At 25.0% G+C, this 25,919-nt stretch carries 38 protein-coding genes; 1 reads left to right on the top strand and 37 read right to left on the bottom strand.

All coding sequences use genetic code 11. The annotated features are described in order from the left end of the window. The 12 genes from H0H48_RS01795 to menB all read right to left on the bottom strand — a co-directional run bounded on the left by H0H48_RS01795 (window position 1) and on the right by menB (window position 12,106). Complete coding sequence (locus H0H48_RS01795; RefSeq protein ID WP_185870847.1) at window positions 1-1,713, bottom strand: diflavin oxidoreductase; 1,713 nt, start codon at window positions 1,711-1,713, stop codon at window positions 1-3. Window positions 1,714-1,735: 22 nt separating this feature from the next. Beyond that, window positions 1,736-2,521, bottom strand: coding sequence for a uroporphyrinogen-III C-methyltransferase (gene cobA, locus H0H48_RS01800; RefSeq protein WP_185870848.1), 786 nt, complete (start codon window positions 2,519-2,521; stop codon window positions 1,736-1,738). A gap of 4 nt (window positions 2,522-2,525) precedes the next feature. Continuing rightward, on the bottom strand, window positions 2,526-3,437 hold the full coding sequence (gene cysK / locus H0H48_RS01805) for a cysteine synthase A (RefSeq protein WP_185870849.1): 912 nt from the start codon (window positions 3,435-3,437) through the stop codon (window positions 2,526-2,528). A gap of 10 nt (window positions 3,438-3,447) precedes the next feature. Beyond that, window positions 3,448-4,284 carry a serine O-acetyltransferase gene (locus tag H0H48_RS01810; protein ID WP_185870850.1) on the bottom strand — a complete coding sequence of 279 codons (837 nt, stop codon included), beginning with the start codon at window positions 4,282-4,284 and terminating at the stop codon, window positions 3,448-3,450. Window positions 4,285-4,294: 10 nt separating this feature from the next. Continuing rightward, window positions 4,295-5,554: a sulfate adenylyltransferase subunit 1 gene (locus tag H0H48_RS01815; protein ID WP_185870851.1), complete on the bottom strand. Its 1,260-nt coding sequence runs from the start codon at window positions 5,552-5,554 to the stop codon at window positions 4,295-4,297. A 23-nt stretch (window positions 5,555-5,577) separates the two neighbouring features. Then, window positions 5,578-6,483, bottom strand: coding sequence for a sulfate adenylyltransferase subunit CysD (cysD, locus tag H0H48_RS01820; RefSeq protein WP_185870852.1), 906 nt, complete (start codon window positions 6,481-6,483; stop codon window positions 5,578-5,580). A gap of 39 nt (window positions 6,484-6,522) precedes the next feature. Further along, window positions 6,523-7,290 (bottom strand): phosphoadenylyl-sulfate reductase, encoded by a 768-nt coding sequence (locus H0H48_RS01825; protein WP_185870853.1) that lies wholly within the window; start codon window positions 7,288-7,290, stop codon window positions 6,523-6,525. A gap of 178 nt (window positions 7,291-7,468) precedes the next feature. Beyond that, window positions 7,469-8,530 carry an AMP-binding protein gene (locus H0H48_RS01830; protein WP_185870854.1) on the bottom strand — a complete coding sequence of 354 codons (1,062 nt, stop codon included), beginning with the start codon at window positions 8,528-8,530 and terminating at the stop codon, window positions 7,469-7,471. After that, window positions 8,523-9,617 (bottom strand): enolase C-terminal domain-like protein, encoded by a 1,095-nt coding sequence (locus tag H0H48_RS01835; protein ID WP_238785294.1) that lies wholly within the window; start codon window positions 9,615-9,617, stop codon window positions 8,523-8,525. The genes H0H48_RS01830 and H0H48_RS01835 overlap by 8 nt, the downstream gene beginning before the upstream one ends. A 54-nt stretch (window positions 9,618-9,671) precedes the next feature. After that, window positions 9,672-10,370 carry a metal-dependent hydrolase gene (locus H0H48_RS01840; RefSeq protein ID WP_185870856.1) on the bottom strand — a complete coding sequence of 233 codons (699 nt, stop codon included), beginning with the start codon at window positions 10,368-10,370 and terminating at the stop codon, window positions 9,672-9,674. A gap of 3 nt (window positions 10,371-10,373) precedes the next feature. Next, on the bottom strand, window positions 10,374-11,279 hold the full coding sequence (gene menA / locus H0H48_RS01845) for a 1,4-dihydroxy-2-naphthoate octaprenyltransferase (protein WP_185870857.1): 906 nt from the start codon (window positions 11,277-11,279) through the stop codon (window positions 10,374-10,376). After that, a complete protein-coding gene (gene menB, locus H0H48_RS01850; protein WP_185870858.1) occupies window positions 11,276-12,106 on the bottom strand; it encodes a 1,4-dihydroxy-2-naphthoyl-CoA synthase in 831 nt (276 codons plus the stop codon). The genes menA and menB overlap by 4 nt, the downstream gene beginning before the upstream one ends. A 43-nt stretch (window positions 12,107-12,149) precedes the next feature. On the opposite strand from menB, the gene H0H48_RS01855 reads away from it, so the two are divergent. Continuing rightward, a complete protein-coding gene (locus H0H48_RS01855) occupies window positions 12,150-12,560 on the top strand; it encodes a hypothetical protein (protein ID WP_185870859.1) in 411 nt (136 codons plus the stop codon). Here the strand turns inward: H0H48_RS01855 and H0H48_RS01860 are convergent. The 25 genes from H0H48_RS01860 to rpsS all read right to left on the bottom strand — a co-directional run bounded on the left by H0H48_RS01860 (window position 12,534) and on the right by rpsS (window position 25,914). Further along, window positions 12,534-13,802 carry an SLC13 family permease gene (locus H0H48_RS01860; RefSeq protein ID WP_185870860.1) on the bottom strand — a complete coding sequence of 423 codons (1,269 nt, stop codon included), beginning with the start codon at window positions 13,800-13,802 and terminating at the stop codon, window positions 12,534-12,536. The genes H0H48_RS01855 and H0H48_RS01860 overlap by 27 nt on opposite strands. A 38-nt stretch (window positions 13,803-13,840) precedes the next feature. Next, window positions 13,841-15,127 carry a phosphopyruvate hydratase gene (gene eno, locus H0H48_RS01865; RefSeq protein ID WP_185870861.1) on the bottom strand — a complete coding sequence of 429 codons (1,287 nt, stop codon included), beginning with the start codon at window positions 15,125-15,127 and terminating at the stop codon, window positions 13,841-13,843. 6 nt (window positions 15,128-15,133) lie between these two features. Then, complete coding sequence (rplQ, locus tag H0H48_RS01870; protein WP_185870862.1) at window positions 15,134-15,574, bottom strand: 50S ribosomal protein L17; 441 nt, start codon at window positions 15,572-15,574, stop codon at window positions 15,134-15,136. A gap of 17 nt (window positions 15,575-15,591) precedes the next feature. Beyond that, entirely contained in the window at window positions 15,592-16,596 is a 1,005-nt protein-coding gene (locus H0H48_RS01875) for a DNA-directed RNA polymerase subunit alpha (protein WP_185870863.1), read from the bottom strand. Between the two features lie 14 nt (window positions 16,597-16,610). Further along, complete coding sequence (gene rpsD / locus H0H48_RS01880; RefSeq protein ID WP_185871372.1) at window positions 16,611-17,219, bottom strand: 30S ribosomal protein S4; 609 nt, start codon at window positions 17,217-17,219, stop codon at window positions 16,611-16,613. A gap of 13 nt (window positions 17,220-17,232) precedes the next feature. Then, window positions 17,233-17,619 carry a 30S ribosomal protein S11 gene (rpsK, locus tag H0H48_RS01885; protein ID WP_185870864.1) on the bottom strand — a complete coding sequence of 129 codons (387 nt, stop codon included), beginning with the start codon at window positions 17,617-17,619 and terminating at the stop codon, window positions 17,233-17,235. Between the two features lie 14 nt (window positions 17,620-17,633). Then, the gene (rpsM, locus tag H0H48_RS01890; RefSeq protein WP_185870865.1) at window positions 17,634-18,014 is read right to left on the bottom strand and encodes a 30S ribosomal protein S13; all 381 of its coding nucleotides are present in this window, start codon (window positions 18,012-18,014) and stop codon (window positions 17,634-17,636) included. A 16-nt stretch (window positions 18,015-18,030) separates the two neighbouring features. After that, entirely contained in the window at window positions 18,031-18,147 is a 117-nt protein-coding gene (gene rpmJ, locus H0H48_RS01895) for a 50S ribosomal protein L36 (RefSeq protein ID WP_185850180.1), read from the bottom strand. A 59-nt stretch (window positions 18,148-18,206) separates the two neighbouring features. Continuing rightward, window positions 18,207-18,422 (bottom strand): translation initiation factor IF-1, encoded by a 216-nt coding sequence (infA, locus tag H0H48_RS01900; RefSeq protein WP_185870866.1) that lies wholly within the window; start codon window positions 18,420-18,422, stop codon window positions 18,207-18,209. Between the two features lie 78 nt (window positions 18,423-18,500). Then, window positions 18,501-19,877: a preprotein translocase subunit SecY gene (gene secY, locus H0H48_RS01905; protein WP_185870867.1), complete on the bottom strand. Its 1,377-nt coding sequence runs from the start codon at window positions 19,875-19,877 to the stop codon at window positions 18,501-18,503. Window positions 19,878-19,886: 9 nt separating this feature from the next. Next, on the bottom strand, window positions 19,887-20,360 hold the full coding sequence (gene rplO / locus H0H48_RS01910; RefSeq protein ID WP_185870868.1) for a 50S ribosomal protein L15: 474 nt from the start codon (window positions 20,358-20,360) through the stop codon (window positions 19,887-19,889). After that, a complete protein-coding gene (rpsE, locus tag H0H48_RS01915) occupies window positions 20,353-20,856 on the bottom strand; it encodes a 30S ribosomal protein S5 (RefSeq protein ID WP_185870869.1) in 504 nt (167 codons plus the stop codon). The genes rplO and rpsE overlap by 8 nt, the downstream gene beginning before the upstream one ends. Window positions 20,857-20,875: 19 nt before the next feature. Beyond that, a complete protein-coding gene (gene rplR, locus H0H48_RS01920) occupies window positions 20,876-21,205 on the bottom strand; it encodes a 50S ribosomal protein L18 (protein WP_185870870.1) in 330 nt (109 codons plus the stop codon). Between the two features lie 13 nt (window positions 21,206-21,218). After that, entirely contained in the window at window positions 21,219-21,764 is a 546-nt protein-coding gene (gene rplF, locus H0H48_RS01925) for a 50S ribosomal protein L6 (RefSeq protein ID WP_185870871.1), read from the bottom strand. A gap of 12 nt (window positions 21,765-21,776) precedes the next feature. Beyond that, entirely contained in the window at window positions 21,777-22,160 is a 384-nt protein-coding gene (gene rpsH / locus H0H48_RS01930) for a 30S ribosomal protein S8 (RefSeq protein ID WP_185870872.1), read from the bottom strand. Window positions 22,161-22,171: 11 nt separating this feature from the next. Then, the gene (gene rpsN / locus H0H48_RS01935; RefSeq protein WP_185870873.1) at window positions 22,172-22,441 is read right to left on the bottom strand and encodes a 30S ribosomal protein S14; all 270 of its coding nucleotides are present in this window, start codon (window positions 22,439-22,441) and stop codon (window positions 22,172-22,174) included. Window positions 22,442-22,454: 13 nt separating this feature from the next. Further along, window positions 22,455-23,009, bottom strand: coding sequence for a 50S ribosomal protein L5 (gene rplE / locus H0H48_RS01940; RefSeq protein WP_185870874.1), 555 nt, complete (start codon window positions 23,007-23,009; stop codon window positions 22,455-22,457). Window positions 23,010-23,023: 14 nt separating this feature from the next. Beyond that, the gene (gene rplX / locus H0H48_RS01945; RefSeq protein ID WP_185870875.1) at window positions 23,024-23,257 is read right to left on the bottom strand and encodes a 50S ribosomal protein L24; all 234 of its coding nucleotides are present in this window, start codon (window positions 23,255-23,257) and stop codon (window positions 23,024-23,026) included. A gap of 16 nt (window positions 23,258-23,273) precedes the next feature. Further along, on the bottom strand, window positions 23,274-23,645 hold the full coding sequence (rplN, locus tag H0H48_RS01950) for a 50S ribosomal protein L14 (RefSeq protein ID WP_185850190.1): 372 nt from the start codon (window positions 23,643-23,645) through the stop codon (window positions 23,274-23,276). Then, window positions 23,646-23,906, bottom strand: coding sequence for a 30S ribosomal protein S17 (rpsQ, locus tag H0H48_RS01955; protein ID WP_185850191.1), 261 nt, complete (start codon window positions 23,904-23,906; stop codon window positions 23,646-23,648). Then, window positions 23,899-24,093: a 50S ribosomal protein L29 gene (rpmC, locus tag H0H48_RS01960; protein ID WP_185870876.1), complete on the bottom strand. Its 195-nt coding sequence runs from the start codon at window positions 24,091-24,093 to the stop codon at window positions 23,899-23,901. The genes rpsQ and rpmC overlap by 8 nt, the downstream gene beginning before the upstream one ends. Then, window positions 24,090-24,509: a 50S ribosomal protein L16 gene (rplP, locus tag H0H48_RS01965; protein WP_185870877.1), complete on the bottom strand. Its 420-nt coding sequence runs from the start codon at window positions 24,507-24,509 to the stop codon at window positions 24,090-24,092. The genes rpmC and rplP overlap by 4 nt, the downstream gene beginning before the upstream one ends. Before the next feature lie 15 nt (window positions 24,510-24,524). After that, window positions 24,525-25,223 (bottom strand): 30S ribosomal protein S3, encoded by a 699-nt coding sequence (rpsC, locus tag H0H48_RS01970; RefSeq protein WP_185870878.1) that lies wholly within the window; start codon window positions 25,221-25,223, stop codon window positions 24,525-24,527. 2 nt (window positions 25,224-25,225) lie between these two features. Next, entirely contained in the window at window positions 25,226-25,600 is a 375-nt protein-coding gene (gene rplV / locus H0H48_RS01975) for a 50S ribosomal protein L22 (RefSeq protein ID WP_185850195.1), read from the bottom strand. 29 nt (window positions 25,601-25,629) lie between these two features. Beyond that, the gene (gene rpsS / locus H0H48_RS01980) at window positions 25,630-25,914 is read right to left on the bottom strand and encodes a 30S ribosomal protein S19 (RefSeq protein WP_185870879.1); all 285 of its coding nucleotides are present in this window, start codon (window positions 25,912-25,914) and stop codon (window positions 25,630-25,632) included. Between the last annotated feature and the right edge of the window lie 5 nt (window positions 25,915-25,919).

The following is a 25,919-nucleotide window of genomic DNA, read 5'->3' on the forward strand; positions in this document are numbered from 1 at the left end:
TTAGTACACATCTTTTAAATACCTTCCATTTTTTTTCATTTCATTCATGAATAAAGTGGAATTTAATTTTCCTACTTTTTCTATAATTTTATGAATCATATTTTCAACATCTATACTCATAGGTTTTTTTTTCCCACAAACATATATGTACGCCCCATTATTTATCCATGAAAAAAATTCTGAACGGTTTTCCCATATTTTATCTTGTACATATACCTTTCTCTTTTGATCTCTTGAAAAAGAAAGACTAATATTATGAAGTACTAATTTTTCTTTCCAATTTTGAATTTCTTTTTGATATAAAAAATCTGTATTAAAATGCTGATCTCCAAAAAATAACCAATTTTTACCAGTAGCTTCTATAAACTCTCTTTCATACAAGAAAGAACGAAACGGAGCAATCCCAGTTCCAGGACCAATAAGAATTATATCTTTATCTTCAGGCGGTAATTTAAATAAATGATTTTTATGAATAAAAAAATCTAAATCATCTCCTTTTTTTAATTTAGATAAAAAATCAGAACAATGACCATATATAACTTTTCCATTTAATTCAAAAGAATGTCGAGATACAGTTATATGTATTTCATTTTTGTGCACTTTAGGAGAAGAACAAATAGAATAGAATCTAGGTTTTATAGGGTCCATAATATTTGTTAATTTTTCCAACGTATTTTTTTCTATAGGAAATTTTTTTAAAATTTCGATAAGTTTGCAATTTTTATATCCTTTAATGGATATTTCTTTTTTTAAAGAACCTTTTTGATTTTTATATAAATAAAAATATTTTTCTAAAAAACTTTCAGATAAATTATAAATACTTAGATTATTTTCTATAATTTTTAATAGATCATTATTTTTATCTTTTTTTAATTTAAAAAATTCTAAAATTTTTAATATTTCAGGTGTATAATTTTTTGGATATATTCCTATAGAGTCTCCTGGAAAATATTCTACATCGTCATCAACCGATATTTCTATATGATAAACTTCTTTATTAGAACCTCTATCTTTGTCGGATAATAATATTTTATCCAAAATTTTTCCATATTTTATTCTATTTTTATTATTTTTATTTAAATAATCTTTTTTAGTTCTTTTTTTTTTGAAAAAATTTAAAATGTTAATAAACCATTTTTCTGATTCTATCTCATAGTTTGTATCACATTTACACAATGGAATGATTCTAGTTGCGCCAAGAGCGTGTAAACGTTTATCAATATCCTCTCCAGCTTTACAAAATAAGGGATAGGATTTATCTCCTAAAGCTAAAACAGCATATTTTAATTTTTTTAAATTGATATTTTTCTTTTGATGAATAAAATCAAAAAAAGATTTGGCAGATGATGGAGGTTCTCCATCTCCATGCGTACTAATTATTATTAATAAATAGTTTTCATCCTCTAAATCTGATAAACGATATTGATCTAAACTAATTATTTTGAATTTAAATTTTTCTTTTTTAGCTTTTTGATAAATATCAAAAGATAAATTTTTAGCATTTCCAGTTTCTGTTCCATAAACTAATGAAATTTTATTTTCTTTTTTATTATCTGCTTTTTGATCATCAAGATGGTTGGTATTTGCAGTATTTTCATCTTCTTTTTGTAAAGATAAAAATCCATACATATATCCACACATCCACATGATTTCCTTTACGGAGGATTCTTTTACTAATTTAAGAAATATCTTATTTTTTGATTCAGGTAACATTTTATTCTATTTTATTAATGAATTAATTTTTATGTTCAAAATAATTATTTCTATTTTTATTTTCATTAAACCATTTAAAGTAATAATGTAGTGATACTATCTTTCCCATAATTACAATAGATGGAGATAAAAATTTCACTGAAATTTTACGATAATTTGAAAGATTAATTATATATACTTTCTGCATAGGAGTTGTAGCTTGTTCTATGATTGCTATCAATTTTTGATCGATATTTATGAAATATTTTTTTCTTTCAATTAATTTATCAAATATTTTATATAATTGTTTTACACACATATAAAAAACTAAAGTATCTTCAGTTTTTATAAAATCTATCCATTGATTAGAATTAATAGAATTTAGATTATGAAGAGTAATGAATCGTACAGAAGAAGCATATCCTCTTGCAGTAAGAGGAATCCCTGAATAAGAAGATGCACCTATAGCAGAAGTTATACCTGGAATTATTTCATAAGAAATATTATGTTTTTTTAATTCCATTAATTCATCCATAATATTAGAAAAAATAGAACAATCTCCACCTTTTAATCTAATTACATATTTACCTTTTAAAGCATATTTAACTAATAATTTATTAATTTCACATTGATTAAAAGATTGTTTAGATCTATGTTTTCCAACAAAAATTACTTTATTTCCTGAATGAGAATATTTTTTTATTATTTCTGGACTAACAAGACGATCAACTAATATAACTTCTGACTTTTTTAAGTGATTCACGGCTTTAATTGTAATTAATTCCGGATCTCCTGGTCCTGCTGATATAAAAATCACTTTTTTTCTCATCTTATTATAAAAAAAGATTTTCAACTGAAAGATATCTTTCTCCAGTATCATAATTCAATGTTAAAATAATAGATTTTTCTGGAATATCTGGTAATTTTTTCTTTATAGCAGATAAAGAGGCCCCAGTAGAAATTCCTACAAGGATTCCTTCTTTTTTTGCAATTTCTCTTACACAAGAGAAAGTTTCTTCTTTAGAAACTAATAAAGTTCCATTTAATATTTCAACATTTAGAACAGAGGGAATAAAACCTGCACCTAATCCTTGAATAGAATGAGAATTTGGTTCTCCTCCAAATATAACAGCAGATTCTATAGGTTCTACGGAATAAATATTAATATGTGGAAATTTTTTTTTTAGAATTTCTCCTATTCCAGTTATATGACCTCCAGTTCCTACACCAGAAATAAAATAATCTATTCCTTCAGGAAAAGAATCTATTATTTCCTTTGCTGTATTTTTTTTATGTATGTTTGGATTTGATTTATTATCAAATTGTCTAGGAATCCAAGAATTAGGAATACTACTAGATAATTTTTCTGCTTTTTTAATAGCACCTTTCATCCCTTCTTCTCTTGGAGTAAGAATGAATTCAGCTCCGAAAATAGAAAATAATTTTCTTCTTTCTATACTCATAGATTCTGGCATAACTAAAATTAGACGATATCCTTTTACTGCAGTAACCATAGCTAATCCTATTCCTGTATTTCCAGAAGTTGGTTCTATAATAACAGACCCACTTTTAATAATTCTTTTTTTTTCTGCATCTTCTATCATAGATAAAGCTATTCTATCTTTAATACTCCCACCAGGGTTATTTTTTTCTAATTTCATCCATACTTTATGTTTTGGAAAAAAATTTTTTATTCTAACATGAGGGGTATTCCCAATAGTTTTTAAAATATTATCTACTTTCATATTTTTTTTATTATATCATAAAATTAATAGGATCAGGAAAAGGATTATTATTTCGCATTCTTATTTCATTTTTTTGATACACTATAGAAAAAGGAGGAATACTTTTTGTTATCCATACATTTCCTCCTATTATACTATCATGTCCGACTACTGTTTCTCCTCCTAAAATAGTAGCTCCAGCATAAATTGTCACTCTATCTTCTATGGTAGGATGACGTTTTTTATTCATTAATTTTTTATCTACATGAATAGCTCCCAAAGTTACTCCTTGATATATTTTGACCTCATTTCCTATTTTTGTGCTAGAGCCTATAACGATACCTGTTCCATGATCAATAATAAAATTATTTCCTATTTCTGCAGAAGCATGAATGTCTACACCAGTTTTACTGTGAGCATATTCTGTCATCAATCTTGGAATAACTGGAATTTTTTGTAACCATAACTGATGTGCTATACGATATATAGATGTGGCAAAGAATCCAGGATAAGAAAGGAAAATTTCTTCTATCACTGTTGTTGCAGGATCAAATTCTAGTATTGAATTAGCATCCATTATCAATGTTCTATATATATCAGTTAAATTATTAAAAAATGTTTTACATATACCATTATAATTATTTTTTTCAATATTTATATTTAATTCTATAAGGATTTCACACAAAATATTTTGTAAATGTTCATAATTTTCTTTTAAAATCACTCTATTTTTCAAGGTATATTGATCAGGAATAAAAAGAAATTTGAATAAATTATCTACAAAATATTCTAATTTTTTTTTATTAGGAATAAAAATTTTTTTTTTATTATTTTCAAATATAATTTCTAAAATATTTAAATTAAACATTTTTACATTTTTATTGTATCATACAAGCAGCTACTGTAGAATAATTGGTCTCATCTATTAATATAGATGCTCCATTTTCTTTTATTATTTTATAAGAGTCATATGGAATGGGAACAGATGTTATCATTTTGACTCTAACTAAATCGTTTAATTCCGCATATAAAGGATCATTCTTCCTTTTTAAGGTATTTACATCTATTCGATAGATAATTTTTTCTATTAGAACTGGGACTACAAGACTATGTATTTGAAATAAATATCTATTTCGCTTATTTAAGGGGTTATTAGACATCCAACAAAGAATAACTTCAAGTTTTTGAGAAAATATTGGATGTATGTCTTTTTCCTTTACTATAAGATCTCCTCTAGAAATATCTATTTCATCTTCTAAATACATAACTATACTTTTAGGTGCCACTGCCTCTTTTATTGTATGGACCCCATTATCCATAATATCTTGTATATAAGTTCTAGATTTAGAAGGATAAATTATAACTTTATCTCCCTTTTTATATGTTCCACTAATTATTTTTCCTGCATATCCACGATTAATATTTTTTTTATTTTCATTTTTAGAAATAATTACATATTGTACTGGATATCTAGAAGGTTCCAAATATGGTTCTTTGTTAAGAATTATATTTTCTAATAAATAAAGAAGACTTGGACCTGTATACCATTTCATATGTTTAGATTTATTCACCACATTATCCCCATTTTTTGCACTAATAGGTATTGTCTCTATTTTATTATTTAATCCAACTCTTTTTGCAATTATTTGATATTTACTTATAATAGATTGATAAATTTGTTGATCATAATTTACTAAATCCATTTTATTGATAGCAAGTATAATATTTGGAATATTTAACATTCCTAATATTAGTGAATGTCTTTGTGTTTGTTCTACTACACCATAACAAGCATCTATTAATATAATAGATAAATCTACATGAGTTGCTCCTGTCACCATATTTCTAGTATATTGTGTATGTCCTGGAACATCTGCTATAATAAATTTTCTTTTAGATGTTGAAAAATATTTATAAGCAACATCTATGGTTATTCCCTGCTCTATTTCAGCTTTTAATCCGTCGGTAAATAAGGATAAATCAATCTTATCATCTTCATTATTATTTTTTAAACTTCTTTTCTTAACAACGGATAGTTGATCCATAAGAATAGAATTACTGTCATATAATAATCGTCCAATAAGAGTACTTTTACCATTATCAACACTACCTGACGTCATGAATCTCAAAGTGTTCATTTAAATAATTAATAATTTTTATTTTAAAAATATCCTTGTCTTTTTCTATCTTCCATAGATGTTTCAGAAAAAGAATCATCTATTCTTGTTTGACCTCTTTCACTAACTTTTGTATTTAAAAGTTCTTGAATGATTTCTTCTACATTAGTAGCTTCTGATTCTATAGCAGCAGTGCAAGTCATATCTCCTATGGTTCTATAACGCAATTTTTTCACATGTACTTCTTCATTTTTAGGTTTTACGAAATTAGAGATGGCAATCCATTTCCCTTTAAAATTTATAACCTTTCTTTCATGTGAAAAGTAAATAGAGGGTAATGATATTTTTTCTTTTTTTATGTAATTCCAAACATCTAATTCTGTCCAATTACTAATTGGAAAAACACGCATATTTTCTCCTTTTTTAATTTTTCCATTATATATATTCCATAATTCAGGTTTCTGTAGTTTCGGTTCCCAAGAACCAAATTCATTTCTAATTGAAAAAACCCTCTCTTTAGATCTAGCTTTTTCTTCGTCTCTACGTCCTCCTCCTATGCATGCATCAAATTGATATTTTTCAATACTATCTATTAAAGTATAAGATTGTAATCTGTTTCTACTAGAAAATCTACCTTTATCTTCAGATAAATTTTTTTTATTAATAGTATCTTCTACTTTTTGTATTATAATTTTTTCTTGAATTTTTTTTACTAACTTATCTCTAAATTCTAGTGTTTCTGGAAAGTTATGTCCCGTATCAATATGAAGTAAAGGAAATGGTAATTTACCAGGTCTAAAAGCTTTTAAAGCTAAATGAACTAATAAAATAGAGTCTTTTCCTCCTGAAAATAGTAGAACTGGGTTTTCAAATTGTCCTGCTACTTCTCTATATATATGAATGGATTCTGATTCTAATTCTTCTAAGTAATTTAATTGATAAGTTCTCATTTAATATTCATTTTATCTATTTATTCATCAATAAATTATTTATAAATTAAGATCAGGTGATTTTTTTTTGATTATATCATTATGTAATCCACATTCTTTTTTTGTAGAATTATCCTCCCACCACCATCGTCCACTGCGATGATTTTCACCGTATTTTACAGAACGAGTGCAAGGTTCGCATCCTATACTAGGATAACCTTTATCATATAAAGAATTATATGGAATTTTACAATTTTTTACAATTTTTTCTATATTTCCTAATTTCCAATGATAAAGAGGGTGATACTTTATTACTCCATGTTCATTGTCCCATTCTAAATCATTTAGATTACTTCTATCTACTGAATGTTCTGCACGAAGTCCTGTAATCCATATAAAATTTCCTTTTAAAGCTCTTTTTAAAGGTTCTACTTTACGATAGTAACAGCACTTTATTCTATTTTTAATATTCTTATAAAAAGAATTAGGACCATGATGAAACACAAATTTTTCTAAATTTTCTTGATTAGGAAAATAAGCAATAATAGGTTTTTCATAAAAATTTTTTGTATCTGACCATACCTTATAAGTTTCTTCAAAAAATCTACCCGTATCTAAGGTGAATATTTTTATAGAAATTTTGTTTTTCAATATAAAATGAGAAATAAGTTGATCTTCTATGTTAAAACTAGTAGAAAAAACAACTTTTCCTGGAAAAGAATTTGATATAACTTTTAGTTTTTCTTTTACAGAACCTTTTAAATTCTTCATTTTTTCATAAAGATCATTTATACATTTTTTTGATATAAAATTCCTATTCATATTCATTTACTTATAAAATAAAAAACCCTTCGAATTATTCAAAGGGGTAAACACATTTATTAATATAATTAACAAATATAAGATATTAATTGTTATTTAATGAAATTAATGTACTTTTTTACATAAAAAAATTCTTAATAATTTAAACTTTAATTAGAATTTTGAAATAAACATATTTATTTTTCTAAGTATATTTATTATTTATGATTTCAATTAATTTTTTAGTTGTTTCTTTTCTTCTTATTTTACCAAATGAATTTTCTGTAAAAGTGGGTATAAAAAAAATATTTTTTGGTTTATAAAATTTTTTTTCTCCACGAAAAATTTGTTCTGGAATTTTTATTGAAATAGGAGAACCTTCTATAATTAAAATTATTTTTTCACCAAATACTTCATCTAAAATAGATGATATAAAAAATCTTCGGTAAAAAGGAATAAAAGGATTTATACGTTTTTCTAATAATTCAGGAATTATTTTAATTCCTCCACTATTAATAATATTATCGTATCTTCCTTTCCAAAAAAAAGAATTTTTTGATATGAGATAAACAATATCATTTGTTTGAACAACATATTTTTTTTCTAAAAATATTCTTAAACAGCTCCTATTATCTACATCAATATTTATATCATTAAATGATTTATATAAAAATGATTTATTTGATCCGTTTATTTTTCTTATAGCTATATGTCCATAAGTTTCAGTCATACCATAGGTAGCATAACATGTAGTTGAAATATTTTGTAATTTTTCTTCTAGATTTTCTGATATATACGATCCTCCTATTAAAAGAATTTTAATGTTTTCTATATATTTAGATTCCAAACTAAATTTAACTTGCATTGGTATCATAGATGATATATCAAAAAATTCTTTTATTCCTTTTAAAGGATTGGAAGAAGGAGGAACGCAATAAATTTTCCACTTAAAAATAATAGCACGAACTAAAAACATTTTGGATGCTATGAAATTTGGAGATAAGCATAAAAATCCTTTAGTTCCTATTTTTTTTAAATTTAGAAATTCTACAGTACTAATCGCTCTATTATACATATGTTTTTTATACAAAATGACTTTTTTTGGTATTCCTGTAGTTCCAGAAGTAAAAATAGTTAAAAAAGGATTATTATTATACCAATTATTTAAAAAAGAAAAAATCATATTTTTCCAATATAAAGGAGAATCTTTTTCAATCATAATTTTTTTAGAAAAAAAATCAATCCATATTCCAATTTTTTTATTCATTACATAATAATTCTTCAATATCCCATTTAATAAGAGAGTTATACCAAATAGAGCTTTTTTTTAATTCTATAGGAGAATTGATATTATTAATATATATATTTACTGTGTCCAATCCATGTCCATGTTTTTCATTACTTTTATATTTATTATTCATAACAAAACTCCATTGAGTAATAGCATTAATTCCAATATTACTTTCTAAAGAAGAACTTATATACCATTTAATATTTCTTTTATTAGCTTCATATATCCATTCTTCTGATCCAAAAAATCCTCTATTAGCACTTGGTTTTATAACTATATATTTAGGCATAATAATGTCTAAAAATTCTCTTTTTTTTTGAATTCCGTGAACATATGTTAAATCTTCATCTAATGCAATTGGCAATTTTGATTTTAAACATATCTCTGCCATATCATCCCAATTATTATTATGTGATAATATTGGTTGTTCTATTGAATGAACGATGTTTAGTTCATAAAGTTTGTTGATATAATCAAATAAAATTTCTTTTTTTTTAAATAAAAATGAACCATTTGCATCTATTCGTATTTTCAAAAATGGATATATTTTCTTAATTTCTTTTAAAACTAAATATTGATGAGAAAAAATATGAAAATTAAATTTCATTTTTATAAATGAAAAACCTTTGCAAACTTTATATTTTACCATTCTAACGATTTTCTTAACCATTTCTTCTTTTGAAGAAATAAAAAAAGGAGCCCATATTAATCCATTTATAGGTATTCCTTTTTCACCTTTGTAAAATGAAGAATAAAATAATAAAGGAAAATTTTCTTTTAAAGTTGAAAAAACTTGTTCTAATGCAAAAAAAATAGATGAATAAGAAATGTATTTATAATAATAATCTATTTCTAATTTTTTTGTAGAAATTATTTTTTTACAAACATTTCTTAATTCATTTATAAATTTATTAAAATCAATTGATTTTTCCAATATAGGATTACATTCTCCTATTCCTATTTTACCATATTTTTTTAATATAATGAACCATATTGAATTATATTTAAATATTCTATTAGAATTGGATATTCCTTTTTTAAAGAAAAAAATTTTCTTTTTCAAATAAATTTCTATTTTATTTTTTTTAGAAAAAAGATAAAACATTAGCAGTAATAATCAAATTATTAAAGATTCTCCAAATTTTAACAAAAAAAGCTTTTTTCCATTTTCTTTAAATTTATTTATTGCTTCATCTTTATCAATTTCTATATCAGAAAAAGTATCATAATGAACTCCTAATATTTTTTCACATTTTAATAAATTAGAAGCTATTATAGCTTCTTCTATATCCATAGTATATTTACCACCTATTGGTAATATAGAAATATTTAATTTCCCAAATTTTGGGATAATTTTCATCTCATTTGTAACAGATGTATCTCCAGAAATATAAATATTTCCCTCTTTTGTATGTATAAGAAATCCTCCAGGATTTCCTCCATATGTTCCATCATTAAAAACACTAGAATGAATAGCCCAAGTATATTTTAATCTTCCAAATGAAAATGGAATAAAAGATCCATAATTTATTCCATTTGTTTTTACACCTCTTTTATTAAAATAATTAGATATTTCGTAATTAGATATTAATAAAATGTTATTAAATTTTTTGGAAAAAAACTCTACATCACTTACATGATCATAGTGTGCATGTGTTACTAATATATAATCTAATTTTTTTAAAGATTTTACATATTTTTCAAACGAATAATTTTTATTAAAAAATGAATTACTAGAAATAAAAGGATCAACTAATATGTGTTCTCCTTTTATTTCTAGTAAACATGTACTATGAGTAATAAAAGTAATTTTCATATTTTAAAAATAATTAATAAGCCCCATACATATACTATATAAAAAAATTATTCTTACCAATTTTCTCAATTCTGAATTAAAAAAATGATTTTCTTTAAAAAAAAGAATATTTTTTATATGAAAAAAATAAAAAAATAGAAATAAGAATAATAATAAACACTGATAAATACTTTTTTTATTTAAAAAAATAAAAAACCAACCTAAAAATAAGGAAGTTATTATAATAAATACATGATATACTTTAGCATATTTTATTCCCAATAAATTTGCTATAGTATACTTTCCACAAGTATAATCACTATCTATATCCCTCATATTATTAACATTTAAAACAGCAACATTCAATAATCCTATAGATAAAGATAATAAAAATACATCTAGATGTATTTCATTAGTATATAGAAAGTAACTTCCTAAAACTGATATAATACCAAAAAAAACAAATACAAAAAAATCTCCTAATGCAAATGATCCATAAGAATAAAAACCTACAGAATAGGTTATAGCAGAACATATACATAAAATAATTCCTAAAAAAAATAATATAAAAACAAAGGTATTTATAGGAATTGAAACATAAATTAATAATAAACCAGACAAAAAAGATAAAATAGAAAATAAAAATATAGCTAATTTCATCGAATTATAATTAATAAAACCATCTATAACCATTCTTTTTGGACCAAATTTTCTAAAATTATCAATTCCTTTTATAGCATCTCCATAATCATTTGAAAAGTTAGCTAATATTTGTAATAATAAAGCAGTAGTAATACATAAAATATATTTCGTATAAGAATTTTCTATTCTATATCTAGATAAAGATAAAATAAAACTAGAAGTTATTCCAGAAACAGACAAAAGCAATGTATGTAAACGAATTGCATTTATCCAGTGCTTAAATATCATAAAAATTTCTTAAACTTTTTAAAATTTGGATTTCTTTTTTCTAAAAAAGCTTTATTCCCTTCTTGTGACTCTTCCATTAAATAGAACATTAAAGTAGCATCTCCAGCTAATTGCATTAATCCATATTGTCCATCTAATTCTGCATTTAAACTACGTTTAATCATTCTTATAGCCATGGGACTTCTACTTTGTATTATTTTACACCATTTTATGGTTTCTTCTTCTAATTTATCCTTTTTTACAATTTTATTTATTAACCCCATATTAAGAGCTTCTTCAGCAGAATATTCTTTACATAAAAACCACATTTCACGTGTTTTTTTCTGACCAATAATACGAGCTAAATAAGAACTACCAAATCCTCCATCAAAAGATCCAACTTTAGGACCTACTTGGCTAAATACTGCATTATTAGATGCTATAGTTAAATCACATACTACATGCAATACATTTCCTCCTCCTACTGCAAAACCATTTACCATTGCTATCACAGGTTTAGGAATATCTCGTATTTTTTTGTAAAAATCTAAAATATTTAATCTAGGAATTCCATCTTTTCCTAAATACCCACCCAATCCTCTTGTGGATTGATCACCACCAGAACAAAAAGACTTATCTCCAGATCCTGTTATTATTACAATATCAATATCATCTCTATATCTACATATTTCTATAGCGGAAATCATTTCTTCTACTGTTTCTACACGAAAAGCATTATAACACGAAGGTCTATTTATTTCTATTTTTGATATTCCATTCCAAAATGTAAATAAAATATCGTTATATTTTTTAATTGGAGTCCAATCTATAGTATTAGTATGATGCATATTAAATTAAAATTGATGTTTATTTTTACAAAAAAAATGTTATATGTATCGTAACATATTTTCTGTCTATACAGGTGTATTAGTAAGCATTATAGAAATAATTTTATCTATCAGATTAATAAAAAAATGGTTTATAGAAATACAATATATTCCAATATCAAAATTGGAGTATATATTTATTGAAGCACCTAATAAATTCTTTTTAATTCTAATTTTTTTTTATGCTATTAGTGCTTTGTTAGGAGGCTTCATAACAGCTTTTTTTGCGAAAAATGCAAAAAAAGCTTACGCAATATTAACTGGTTTAATTTTATTTTTCATAGCCTTGTTTCATATATTTTTTTATACATTTCCTATATGGTTTAAAATTATAATATTACCTATTTTTTTTCCATTTTCATATTTAGGAGGTAATTTGATAGAGTTTTTACAGAAAAAAAAATGGATAAATTAATAGATATATATATCCAAATATATATCCAATTAAGGCAATCCAGCTAATTTTTTTTATATACCAAAAAAAATCTATTTTTTCCATTCCCATCGCAGCAACTCCAGAAGCAGATCCAACAAGAAGAATGCTACCTCCTGTTCCAGAAACATAAGCCATAAAATGCCATATATTATGGTCAATTGGGTGAGAAAACATAGCTATAGTTGCTGCGATTAAAGGTACATTATCTATGATGGAAGAAATAATACCAAATATAAATGCTGTTATTTCCCATGTTGATACTTTTTCATTTATCCAATGAGATAAATTATATAATAAACCTAAAGATTCTAAAGAAGAAACAGATAACAAAATTCCTAAAAAAAATAAAAGACTAGAAATATCTAATTTTTTAAAAATTTCATCAACAGATGAAGTTGATTTTTTATTGATAAATCGTGCTATTATAAGTTGTATTCCTAAAGAAAACATCATCCCCATATATGGGGGTATTCCTATTATAGTTTTTAAAATGGGAACAAATAACATTAATATCAAACCAACTTTTAACATAAAAAATCCTGTTTTTAGATTTTCTATTGATAGTTTATTTTTTTCTATTTTAATAATACCATTAAAAAATGGCATAAACGATACTATTAATGTAGAAATAAACATACATAAAACAGAAGGAATAAATACTCTTTTTAAAAGATATAAAGCCGTTACTTTATTTGAAATCCATAACATAGTAGTAGTGATATCCCCAATTGGGGACCAAACTCCTCCTGCATTAGCAGATATAATTACTATTCCTAAATAATATAATCGTTTTTTATAATTAGTAATTATTTTTCTTAAAAGAGATATTAACACTATAGTAGCCGTAAGATTATCTATTATAGCAGACAATAAAAAAGATGAAATACTTATTTTCCATAAAAATTTACGTTTTGTATCTGTATAAAATATTTCTTTTAATGCTTCAAAACCAGAAAATTTTTCAATAATAGAAATAATAGACATAGCTCCAATAAGAAAAAATATAATTTCTGAAGCTTTTCCTAAATGAAATAATAATAAATGACTAGAATTTTTTTTTATTATAAAATTTTGATTTAATTCATAAACAGGAAGGTTAAAAATCATAATTAATGACCAACATATAGCAGCCATTAAAAGAGATGGAATAACTTTATTTAAAGAAATATAATTTTCAAGAGCAATAAATAAATATCCAATAATAAAAATTAAAATAACCATAACGTTTTGCTCTCAAAATATTATTTAATTTATTACATCTATAATTTCTTTATCCATCCAGAATAAAAGGAATTATTTCCAAACATTTCTTCAATACGTAATAATTGATTATATTTTGAAGTTCTCTCGGAACGACATATAGAACCAATTTTTATTTGTTCAATATTAAGTGCTACAGAAAAATCTGCAATAAAAGAATCTTCTGTTTCTCCTGATCTATGAGATATAATATTATTATACTTATTCTTTCTTGCAAGATTAATTGTTTCTATTGTTTCTGTTAAAGTTCCAACTTGATTAAGTTTTATTAGAATAGAATTAGCTATATTATTTTCTATACCTTTATTTAATCTTTCTACTTGAGTAACAAATAAATCATCTCCAACTAACTGTACTTTATCTCCTATCTTATCAGTCATTATTTTCCATCCATCCCAATCATTTTGATCCATTCCATCCTCAATTGAAATAATTGGGTATCTTTTGATTAAATAAGATAAATAAGAAATATGTTCTTCTTTAGATTTTTTTTGTACTTCTGTTTTATTCTCAAATTTCGAATAAACATATTTATTATTTTCATAAAATTCAGAAGCAGCACAATCTATAGCTATTCCTATTTCATCATAAGGTTCGTAATTAGACATATGTATAGCTTCTAATATATGATCTAAAGTATCTTCTATTCCATTGAAATTTGGAGAAAAACCTCCTTCATCTCCTACACTTGTAGATAATCCTTTTTTTTGAATGATATTTTTTAATTCGTAGAAAATCTTATGTCCTATTTGAATAGCTTCGGTAAAGCTATTAGATTTTACTGGAACGATCATAAATTCTTGAAAAGCTATAGGAGCATTAGAATGTCTTCCTCCATTAACAATATTTATTAATGGAGTAGGAAGGAAATATGTATAGACTCCACCTATATATTTGTATAATGGTATGTTTAATTCATTTGCAGCAGTCCTTGCTATAGCTAATGATACAGCTAATATAGCATTAGCTCCTAATCTTGTTTTTTTAACAGTTCCATCTAAATTTATAAGAATATTATCTATATAAATTTGATCTAAAATAGATTTTCCGATCAGTTCAGGAGCAATTATATTATTCACATTGCTAACAGCTTTTAAAACCCCTTTTCCAAGAAAAGGAGTTTCATTATCACGAAGTTCAAAAGCTTCATTATCACCTTTAGAGGCTCCAGATGGAACAGAAGCTCTCCCAAAAGAGTTACTAGATGTTAGGATATCTACTTCTATAGTAGGATTTCCTCTAGAATCCAATATTTGTCTAGCAAATACATTTTTAATTTTACTCATTACTATTCATTCTTTTTTTATTATTTTACTTTTTTTTCCTTTCCCCCCACGTCTCACAGATTTTTTTACATTTTTAGATATATAAATAGTGTTAAAATCTACTAACTCAATAAAAGAAAGAGTAGCTCTATCTCCAAAACGAAATCCAGCTTTTATGATTCTAGTATATCCACCAGTACGTTCACGTACTTTTTGAAAAGTATCTTTAAAAAGTTCTGATACAGCTATTTTATCTTTTAAATATGAAAAAATATTCCTTCTAGAATGTGTATTATCAATTTTTGACTTTGTAATAATAGGTTCAATATATCTTCTTAAAGCTTTCGCTTTAGATAATGTAGTAAATATTTTCTTTTTTTTTATTAAAGAAGAAGCCATATTAGAGAGAAGAGATTTTCTATGGCCATACTTTCTTCCTAAATGATTATTATTATTTTTATAATTCATAAAAAAAATAATTTATTCTATTCTTTGTCTAATTTATACTCTGATATATCCATTCCAAAATATAACCCCTTTTCTTTCATTTTACTTTCTAATTCATCTAAAGATTTTTTTCCAAAGTTTCTCATCTTTAACATATTATTTCTATCACAAACTACTAAATCTTTTATAGATTTTATAGAAGCAAATTTTAAACAATTTTTTGTACGTACAGATAGATCCATATCACTAAGTTTAGATTTTAATAATGTTTTCATTCGTAAATATTCTTCATTATATTTTTTACTTTCTCCTATTTCTTCTTGTTTCTTTTTTCCTATTTTTTCGTAAGAAAAAATGGAAAAATACTGAATTAATATTTTAGAAGCTTCCATAAGAGCAAATTTTGGAGATATAGATCCATCTGTTTTAATATCTAATGATAAATTTTCAAAATCAGTTTTTTGTCCAACACGACAATTTTCTATTGTATATTTTACATTTTTAATTGGAGTATATATAGAATCAATATAGATTGTATCTATTAAATGATCATTACTTTTTTTATTTTCTTCCGCAGGAACATAACCTCTTCCTTCTTCTATTATAAAACTTATTTCCAATGGAATAGATATATCTTTGTTACAAATAACTAAGTCTGTATTTAAAACTTGGAAATTAGAAATAAATTTATTTAAAATATCACCTGTTACTTTTTCTATATCTCCAATACCAATATGTACATTAACAACTTCTTTATTTATTTCTGATGTATTTTGCTTAAAACGAATTTTTTTAAAATTTAATACTATTTCAGTTACATCTTCTATAACACCTTTTATGGTAGAAAATTCGTATTTTACCCCTTTAATTCTAATAGAGGTAACAGCAAAACCTTTTAAAGAGCCTAGAAGAACTCTTCTTAATGCATTTCCTAATGTTATTCCATACCCAGGTTCTAAAGGTTTCAAATGAAAAACACTCCTGTTATCCGATAATTCATATATTGTAATTCTATCAGGTTTTACAAAATCTAAAATAGACATAATCTTATTTATTGTTACTTTGAATACAATTCAACAATTAGTTGCTCCTTAATATTTTCAGGTATTTCTGTTCTTTTAGGCATAATTCTAAATATTCCTAACATATTTTTTTCATCTAAAATTAACCATTCTACTAAAAATCCTGCTTTTTTATTAATAGAATCTATTATAACTGGATGTTTTTTTGATTTTTCTCTTATTCCTATTTTATCTCCAGGTTTTAACCTAAAAGATGGAATATTAACAATTTTATCGTTTACTAAAATATGTCTATGAGAAACAATTTGTCTTGCAGAAGATCTAGATGGAGCAAATTTTAACCTAAAAACTATATTATCAAGACGGCTTTCACAAGCTTGTAGCAATAATTCTCCGGTTATTCCTTTTTTCTTCGCAGCCTCTAGAAATAATTTTTCAAATTGACGTTCTAATATACCATAAGTATATTTTGCTTTTTGTTTTTCTATTAATTGTATAAGATATTCTGATCTTTTTCCTCTACGTCTATTCTTCCCATGTTTATTTGATGGATATTTTTTTCTTTCAAAATATTTATCTACTCCATAAATACTTTGCCCAAGCCTCCTAGAAATTTTAGTTTTTGGTCCTATATATTTTGCCATAAAATATTTAAAATTAAACTCTTCTTCGTTTAGGTGGCCTACAACCATTATGTGGTAATGGAGTAATATCTTTTATTAAAGTAACTATGATTCCAGAATTACTCAATGCACGTATAGCTGAATCTCTACCAGCTCCTGGCCCTTTTACTTTTACTTCAACTTTTTTTACTCCAGCACTTAATCCTTCTTTTGCTACATTTTCTGCTGCTATTTGAGCAGCGTAAGGAGTATTTTTTTTGGATCCTTTGAAATTCATTTTTCCAGCAGAAGACCATGCAATAACATCACCTTTTCTATTTGTTATGGTAATAATAATGTTATTAAAAGTAGATTGAATATGAGCAATCCCTATAGGATCAATTGAAACTGATCTTTTTTTTCCAGATGATGATTTAGCCATAAAATTTTATATCATTATTTTGTAATTTTTTTCTTATTTGCTATAGTTTTTTTCCTTCCTTTTCTTGTTCTACAATTATTCTTAGTTTTCTGTCCCCTCAATGGTAATCCTTTTCTATGTCTTGTTCCTGTATAACATCCTATATCCATTAATCTTTTAATGTTTGTTTGAATATCAGCTCTTAATTCTCCTTCAATTTTCATATTGTTAGATATATATTTTCTTATTTTACTAATATCACTATCAGACCAATCAGACATTTTTTTATTTTCATCTATTCCAACAGAATGCAATATTTTTTTAGATAAACTTTTTCCTATTCCATATAAATAAGTTAAACCTATAATACCTCTTTTAAATATAGGAAGATCTACTCCAGAAATTCTAATTGCCATTTATTTTTTTAATTAATTAACCTTGTTTTTGTTTAAATCTTGGATTTTTTTTATTTATAATACGTAAACGACCTTTTCTACTAACAATTTTGCAATTTGCAGTTCTTTTTTTTAGAGATGCTCTTACTTTCATATATATATTATATTTATTTACTTTATTATTTATACTTAACTGTTTATTAATATATTTTTTTAATATCTATAAGTTATTCTACCTCTTTCTAAATCATAAGATGACATTTCTAATCTAACTTTATCTCCAGGTAATATTTTTATATAATGCATTCTCATTTTTCCAGATATATGTGCCTTAACTATACATCCATTTTCTAATTCTACACGAAACATTGCATTTGGAGATGATTCTATAATAACTCCATCTACTTCTATATGTTTTTGTTTAGCCATAAATTAAATACAATTTAATTTTAATAATAAACAGTAATGCAATAATATACAAAAAAAAACAATTATAATCTAGTATATTTAATTGATACGATTTTTCATCATCATTAATCCATCATAATGATAATTTAATAAATATATATTTATTTGTTGTGAAATATCTATAATAACTCCAACAACAATTAATAAAGAAGTTCCTCCGTAAAATAAAGAAAAATTCTGTGTAACGCCGATTCTAAAAACTATAGATGGAAGTATAGCTATTATAGCTAATAAAACTGCTCCGGGAAAAGTAATTTTCGATAAAACATAATCTATATATTCAGCAGTATCTTTTCCAGGTTTTATTCTAGGAATATGTCCTCCATTTCTCTTTAAATCATCAGCTATTTGATTTACCGGAATAGTGATTGCAGTATAAAAAAAAGTAAAAACTATAACTAGTATAAAAATAGTAGAATTATACCATACTCCATAAATATCTTGGAATAGTCGAAAAAATTTTTTTATTTCCGTATTTTTAATATAATTAGAAAAAGTTAACGGAAACAACATAATAGCTTGAGAAAAAATGATAGGCATAACACCAGCTACAGTAACTTTCAAAGGAATATATTGATGTCTTTTATGAATTAATTTAGAATCTGTTACTAAAGATTTATAATGTGAAACATACTGTACTGGAATTTTTCTTACAGCTTGTATAATAATAATAGAAAATAAAATGACTAATAACCATAATAAAATTTCTAAAAATAAAATTATTACACCTTCATATCCTTTCTTTATTTTATTTAATATTTCTTTAACTATAGCATTTGGAAAACGAGCAATAATTCCAGACATAATAATCAGTGAAACACCATTACCTATTCCTTTATCCGTAATATAATCTCCTAACCACATTGTAAATAATGTACCTGAAGTTAAAATAAAAACTCCTATCATCCAAAACATGCTACTACCATAAAAAGTATTCATATCTATTAAATAAGCAGACGAAGAACTTGGAGAAGAAAATGGGATGAATTGTTTAGTTAATGAAATAAGATATACAGGAGCTTGTATTAAACATATACCTACAGTAAGCCACCTTGTAAGAAGGTTAATTTGTTTTCTTCCGCTTTCTCCGTCTCTACGTAATCTTTGTAAATACGGAATAATAATACACATTAGTTGTATTATAATAGAAGCAGATATATAAGGCATAATACCTAGAGCTAATATAGATGCTCTATTAAATGCTCCTCCAGTAAAAGAGGAAAGAATTTGCATTAAACCTTTTGATCCAGAATTAAGTTTATCTAAAAAATCGCTAATTCCTAATGGATTTATTCCGGGTAATGGAATATAAGCTCCAAAACGATATATTAATAATAAACATAAAGTTGTTATTATTTTTTTTCGTAATTCCTTTGCGTTCCATATATTATAAAAAGTTATTAGAAAATTATTCACAATAAGTTATTATTTCGATAATAAAAACACTGATCCTCCAGATTTTTTTATAGAAGACGAAGCTTTATTACTGAATTTATGTGCACTTATTTTTAATGGAGAAGAAATTACTCCTCTTCCCAAAATTTTAATAAAATCTTTTTTATTAATTATTTTGTTTTTAATAAGAATTTCTTGATTCAAACTACTTTTAACCAATCCTTTATCAACAAGATTTTGAATCTTATCTAAATTAATTTCTATAATTTTTCTTTTATTTTTTCTTCTAAATCCAAATTTAGGTATCCTTCTTTGAAGTGGCATTTGTCCTCCTTCAAAACCTATTTTTTTAGAAAAACCAGATCTTGATTTTGCACCTTTGTGTCCTCTACCACAAGTTCCTCCTTTTCCAGTTCCTTGCCCTCTTCCTAATCTTAATTTTTTTCTTTTAGTTCCAATTTTTGGAGATAAAAAATTTAAATTTGATTGGATTTTATTATCCATGATATACTTTTTTAATAGAGATTCCTCTTTGTTTTGATATTATATAAACATCTCTTAATTTACTAAGAGCTCTGATTGTTGCTTTAATAATATTATGATGATTAGAAGATCCTTTTGATTTAGATAAAACATTTCTTAAACCTACAGCTTCTAAAACAGCCCTTAATGGTCCACCAGCTATAATTCCAGTTCCATCAGAAGCTGGTCTAATAAGGACACGTGCTCCACCATATTTCGCTTCTTGTTCATGAGGAATTGTCCCATTTGATATATAAACTTCACAAATACTTCTCTTTGCTTGTTCTCCAGCTTTATGAATAGCATCAGCTGCTTCTTTAGATCTTCCAAAACCATATCCTACTACTCCATTTTCATTACCTTTAATAACAATAGCACTAAAAGTAAAATATCTTCTACCTTTAGTGACTTTACAAACTCTTGTTACTCCGACTAATCTTTCTTTTAATTCTAGATTTGTATGTTTTGTTTTTTTCATATCATAACTAAATTATTATTTAAAAATCTAATCCTGTTTCTCTAATTCCGTTAGCTAAAAATTTAATCCTTCCATGATATAAATATTTTCCTTTATCAAAAATCAATTTTTTAATTTTTAACTTTTTAACTCTATTACCTAGCAATTTACCTACTTCAATAGATAAATCTGTTTTATTTTTTTTAGAATTTCTAAAAATTTTTTCTATTGAAGAAGAAGATGTTAAAGTTTTTCCGGATAAATCATCTATAACTTGTGCATATATATTTTTATTACTTCTAAAAACAGATACTCTTGGTCTATCTGGGTTTCCAAAAACTTTTTTAAATTTTACACTTTTTTTTTTCATGAATAATAAATAATTATGCTGATTTACCTGCTTTTCTTCTTACCTCTTCTCCTAAATATCTAACACCTTTTCCTTTATAAGGTTCTGGTATCCTTAAAGATCTAATTTTAGCAGCTATTATTCCTAATAATTGTTTATTACAAGATTTTAAAATAATAATAGGATTTTTCCCTTTTTCTATATTTATATTTACAATAATTTCTTTGGGAAGCTGCATCATAATACTATGAGAAAAACCTAAATTTAAATCTAGAATATCATTGTTATAAGATGCTTTATAGCCAATTCCTACTAATTCTAATTCTTTTTTAAATCCCATAGTCACTCCTATAATCATATTTTTAATTAAAACACGATAAAGTCCATGTAAAGATTTAACTTTTTTTGTTTCCTCACTTCTCAAAATGAATAATTTATTCTCAGATAATCTCAATTTTATTTCTTTAGAAACTTTTTCTTTCAAAATTCCTAAATTTCCTTTTATTGATATTTCATTATTGATGATCTTAATTTCAACGTCATCAGGAATAAATATTGGTTTTTTACCAATTCTAGACATTTTTAAATAAATTTAATATACATAACATAAAATTTCCCCTCCAATTTTTTTTATCTTAGCCTCCTTATCTGTCATTATACCATTAGAAGTAGAAATAATAGCAACACCTAATCCATTTAATACACGAGGAATATTTTTGTATTTACAGTACTTTCTCAAACCAGGTTTACTTATTCTTATAATTTTTTGGATTACAGAAATTTTATCTTGATAATACTTTAAAGCTATTTTTATAATTTTATTTTTACTTTCTATTTTATAATCCAAAATATATCCATTTTCTAATAAAACATGAGATATTTCTTGTTTCATTTTAGAAGTGGATACTTCTAAAAGTTTATGTTTTGCAATAGTAGCATTTCTAATTCTAGTCAAAAAATCAGCAATAGTATCCATATTTTTTAAAATTACCAACTAGCTTTTTTTACTCCAGGAATAAGTCCTTGAGAAGCTAAATTTCTAAAAACAATACGGGAAATACCAAATTTTCTCATATAACCTCTACTCCTTCCAGTAATAGAACATCTATTTCTTAAACGTACAGGAGATGCATCTCTAGGTAATTTTTGCAGCAATTCATAATTTTTAGATTTCTTTATTTTCTTTCTTTTACTTGCATATTTCATTACAATTTTTTCTCTCTTTTTTTGTCTTGCTTTTACAGATTCTTTAGACATTATTTAATAATTTTTATTTTTTTTTAAAAGGAACTCCAAAAAGAGTTAAAAGCTCTTTAGCTTCCATATCATTATTAGTAGAAGTTACAAATGTAATATTCATTCCCATATTTTTTTTTATTTTATCAATATTTACTTCAGGATAAACTATTTGCTCTACTATCCCCATATTATAATTTCCATGTCCATCAAAACTACTTGTTTTTACTCCATTAAAATCTCTAACTCTTGGTAAAGAAATAATAATAAGTCTCTCTAAAAATTCATACATCCTTACTCTACGCAAAGTCACTTTAACTCCTATAGGCGTTCCTTTTCTAAGCTTAAACCCAGATTCATCATGCTTAGAATAGCAAGTAATTGCTTTTTGTCCTGTTATATCTGTAATTTCTTTTATAGAAAAATCCATGATTTTTTTATCTAATACAGATATTCCAACCCCTTGATGGATTACTATTTTTAACAATTTTGGAACTTTCATCACACAATGATATCCAAATTTTTTTATCAAATTCGGAACTATTTCTTTATCATAAAAATTTTTTAATCTAGATTGATATAATACCATCACTTACTATTTTCTTATGACTTATTTTCTATTTTTTTTAAATTAGACAAATGTATAGGAGATTCTTTTTCTATAATACCCCCTTTAGGGTTTTTAACTCCTGATTTTGTATGCCTTTTTACTATATTTATCCCACTTATAATAGCTTTTTCTTTTTTAGGAAAAACTATTTTTACAATACCTTTGGTTCCCTTATGATTTCCGGATAAAATTAAAACTTGATCTTCTTTTTTTATCTTTATCTTCATTTTTTCCCATATTTTATTATAATACTTCCTGAGCTAAAGAAATAATTTTCATATATTTTTTTTCTCTTAATTCTCTTGCTACAGGTCCAAAAACTCTAGTTCCTATCATATCTCCAGATGGATTAATCAAAACACAAGCATTATCATCAAAATTAATATAAGAACCATCTCTCCTTCTTATTCTATTTTTTGTTCTAATTACAACAGCTTTAAACACTTGTCCTTTTTTTACTGTATTTCCTCCAGGAAGAGCTATTTTTATAGTAACAATTATAGAGTCACCCAAAGAAGCATATCTTTTTCCAGTTCCACCTAAAACTCTAATAACCAATACTTCTTTTGCCCCTGTATTGTCAGATACTTTACATCTAGATTCCTGTTGTAACATTTATTTAGATTTTTCTAATATAGACACTAATCTCCAACATTTTTTCTTACTTATAGGACGTGTTTCCATTATAAAAACTTTATCTCCATTTTTAGAAATATTTTTTTCATCATGAACCATATATTTTGTTTTTTTCGTTATACTTTTTCCATAATATGGGTGTTTTACCTTTTTTATTTCCGATACTATTATAGTTTTATTCATCTTATCACTGGTAACTATGCCTTTTCTTTGTTTTCTAATATTCCTAAATCTATTCATTTTTTTTATTTAATTCAGTTTTTAATTTAGCAATATTCTTTCTTATAAATCTGATTTCTATAGGATTTTTACACAAACCTACAGAATGATTTAATTTTATTTTTTGAAGAATTTCTTTTTGAATTTCAATTTCTTTTATCAAATTTTTTTCCATAGAAAAGGATTTGATATCTATATTTTTTTTCATAAATTGATCTCATTAGAAAAAACAAATTTCATTTTTATTGGAAGTTTTTGAGCTGCTAATCTCAAAGCTTCTTTTGCAATTATCATTTCAACTCCATCTATCTCAAATAAAATTCTACCTGGTTTCACTACAGATACCCAAAACTCTACTGGACCTTTACCTTTCCCCATACGTACTTCTTGAGGTTTTTTTGTAGCAGGTTTATCTGGGAAAACATTGATCCATAATCTTCCTTCTCTTTTCATATATCTAGTTGCAGCTACTCTTGCTGCTTCTATCTGTCTAGAAGTAATCCAAGCTCCTTCTAAAGCTTTTATTCCATACAGCCCTCTTGAAAGAAGAAATCCTTTTTTAGAATTTCCACGTATTCTACCTTTTTGAGTCTTTTTATATTTTGTTTTTTTTGGTTGTAACATAGAGTACAAAAATTACTATTTTTTTTTCCTAGAGTATTTGTATGCTCTTTGTTTTCTTTGTATACCGCTCCCTAAAAATGGATATAATTCTCTTTTCCCATATACTTCTCCTTTCATAATCCAAACTTTAATACCTATACTTCCATAAACAGTATTAGCTACAGCCATGTGATAATCTACATCAGCTCGAAAAGTTCCTAAAGAAATTCTTCCTTCCTTATAAGTTTCACATCTAGCCATTTCTGATCCATTTAATCTCCCAGAGATTTGTATTCTTATTCCTTGAGCGTTCATTCTCATAGCAGATAATACTGATGATTTAACAGATTTTTTATAAGATACACGATTTTCTAATTGTCGAACTAAACCTTTAGCTACTAAAGAAGCGTCTAGCTCAGGACGTTTAACTTCAGATATATTAATTTGAACTTCTTTTTTAGTAAGTTTTTTTAATTCTTTTCTAACTGTATCTACTTCATCTCCCCCTTTTCCTATAACCAAAGCTGGCCTAGATGTTCTAATAGTAATAGTTATAAATTTTAAAGTTCTTTCTATGAATATACGAGAAACTATTCCTTTTGGAAGTCTTGCTTCTATATATCTTCTTACTTTAAAATCTTCTTGTATTCTATCTTTATAATTACTACACCAACTAGACTGCCAACCAGTTATAATTCCAAGACGATTAACTATTGGATTTGTTTTCTGTCCCATAATTATACTTTATTTTTTTTATCCAAAAAAACAGTTATATTACTTGATCTTTTCCTTATTCTGTGACCTCTTCCTTGAGGAACAGGTCGTATTCTTTTCAAAGTCTTTCCCTGATCAACTCTTATTTCTTTTATATATAATAAAGATTCATCAATTTTGTAATCAGATTTATTTTTATTATTCCAATTAGAAAATGAAGATAACAGCAATTTTCTTAGGAAAAAAGAAATTTTAGTTTTTCTACTATACATTAAAATTTCTAATGCTTTTTTAAGTTCTTTATTTCGTATTAAATTTGCTATTAACCTTATTTTTCTTGGAGAAGTCCTAACTCCATTTAAAGAAGCTGAAACATTATTATGATCATATTTATTCATGCTTTTTTATTAATACTTTTAATTTAATTTTAATTCTTTACCTTAATTTTATTTTTAGAACCAGAATGGCCCTTAAAAATACGAGTAGGAGCAAATTCTCCAAGTTTATGTCCTATCATATTCTCCGTAATATACACATTAATAAATTGTTTCCCATTATGAATAGAAAAAGTATGTCCTACAAAATCAGGTAAAATAGTAGATGTCCTAGACCAAGTTTTAATAACGATTTTTTTTTTAGATTCTATGTTTTTTAAAACTTTTTTGTATAATTTTTGAGAAACATATGGTCCTTTTTTTAAAGATCTTGGCATAAAAA

Source organism: Blattabacterium cuenoti, assembly GCF_014252055.1.
Lineage (GTDB): Bacteria > Bacteroidota > Bacteroidia > Flavobacteriales > Blattabacteriaceae > Blattabacterium > Blattabacterium cuenoti_D.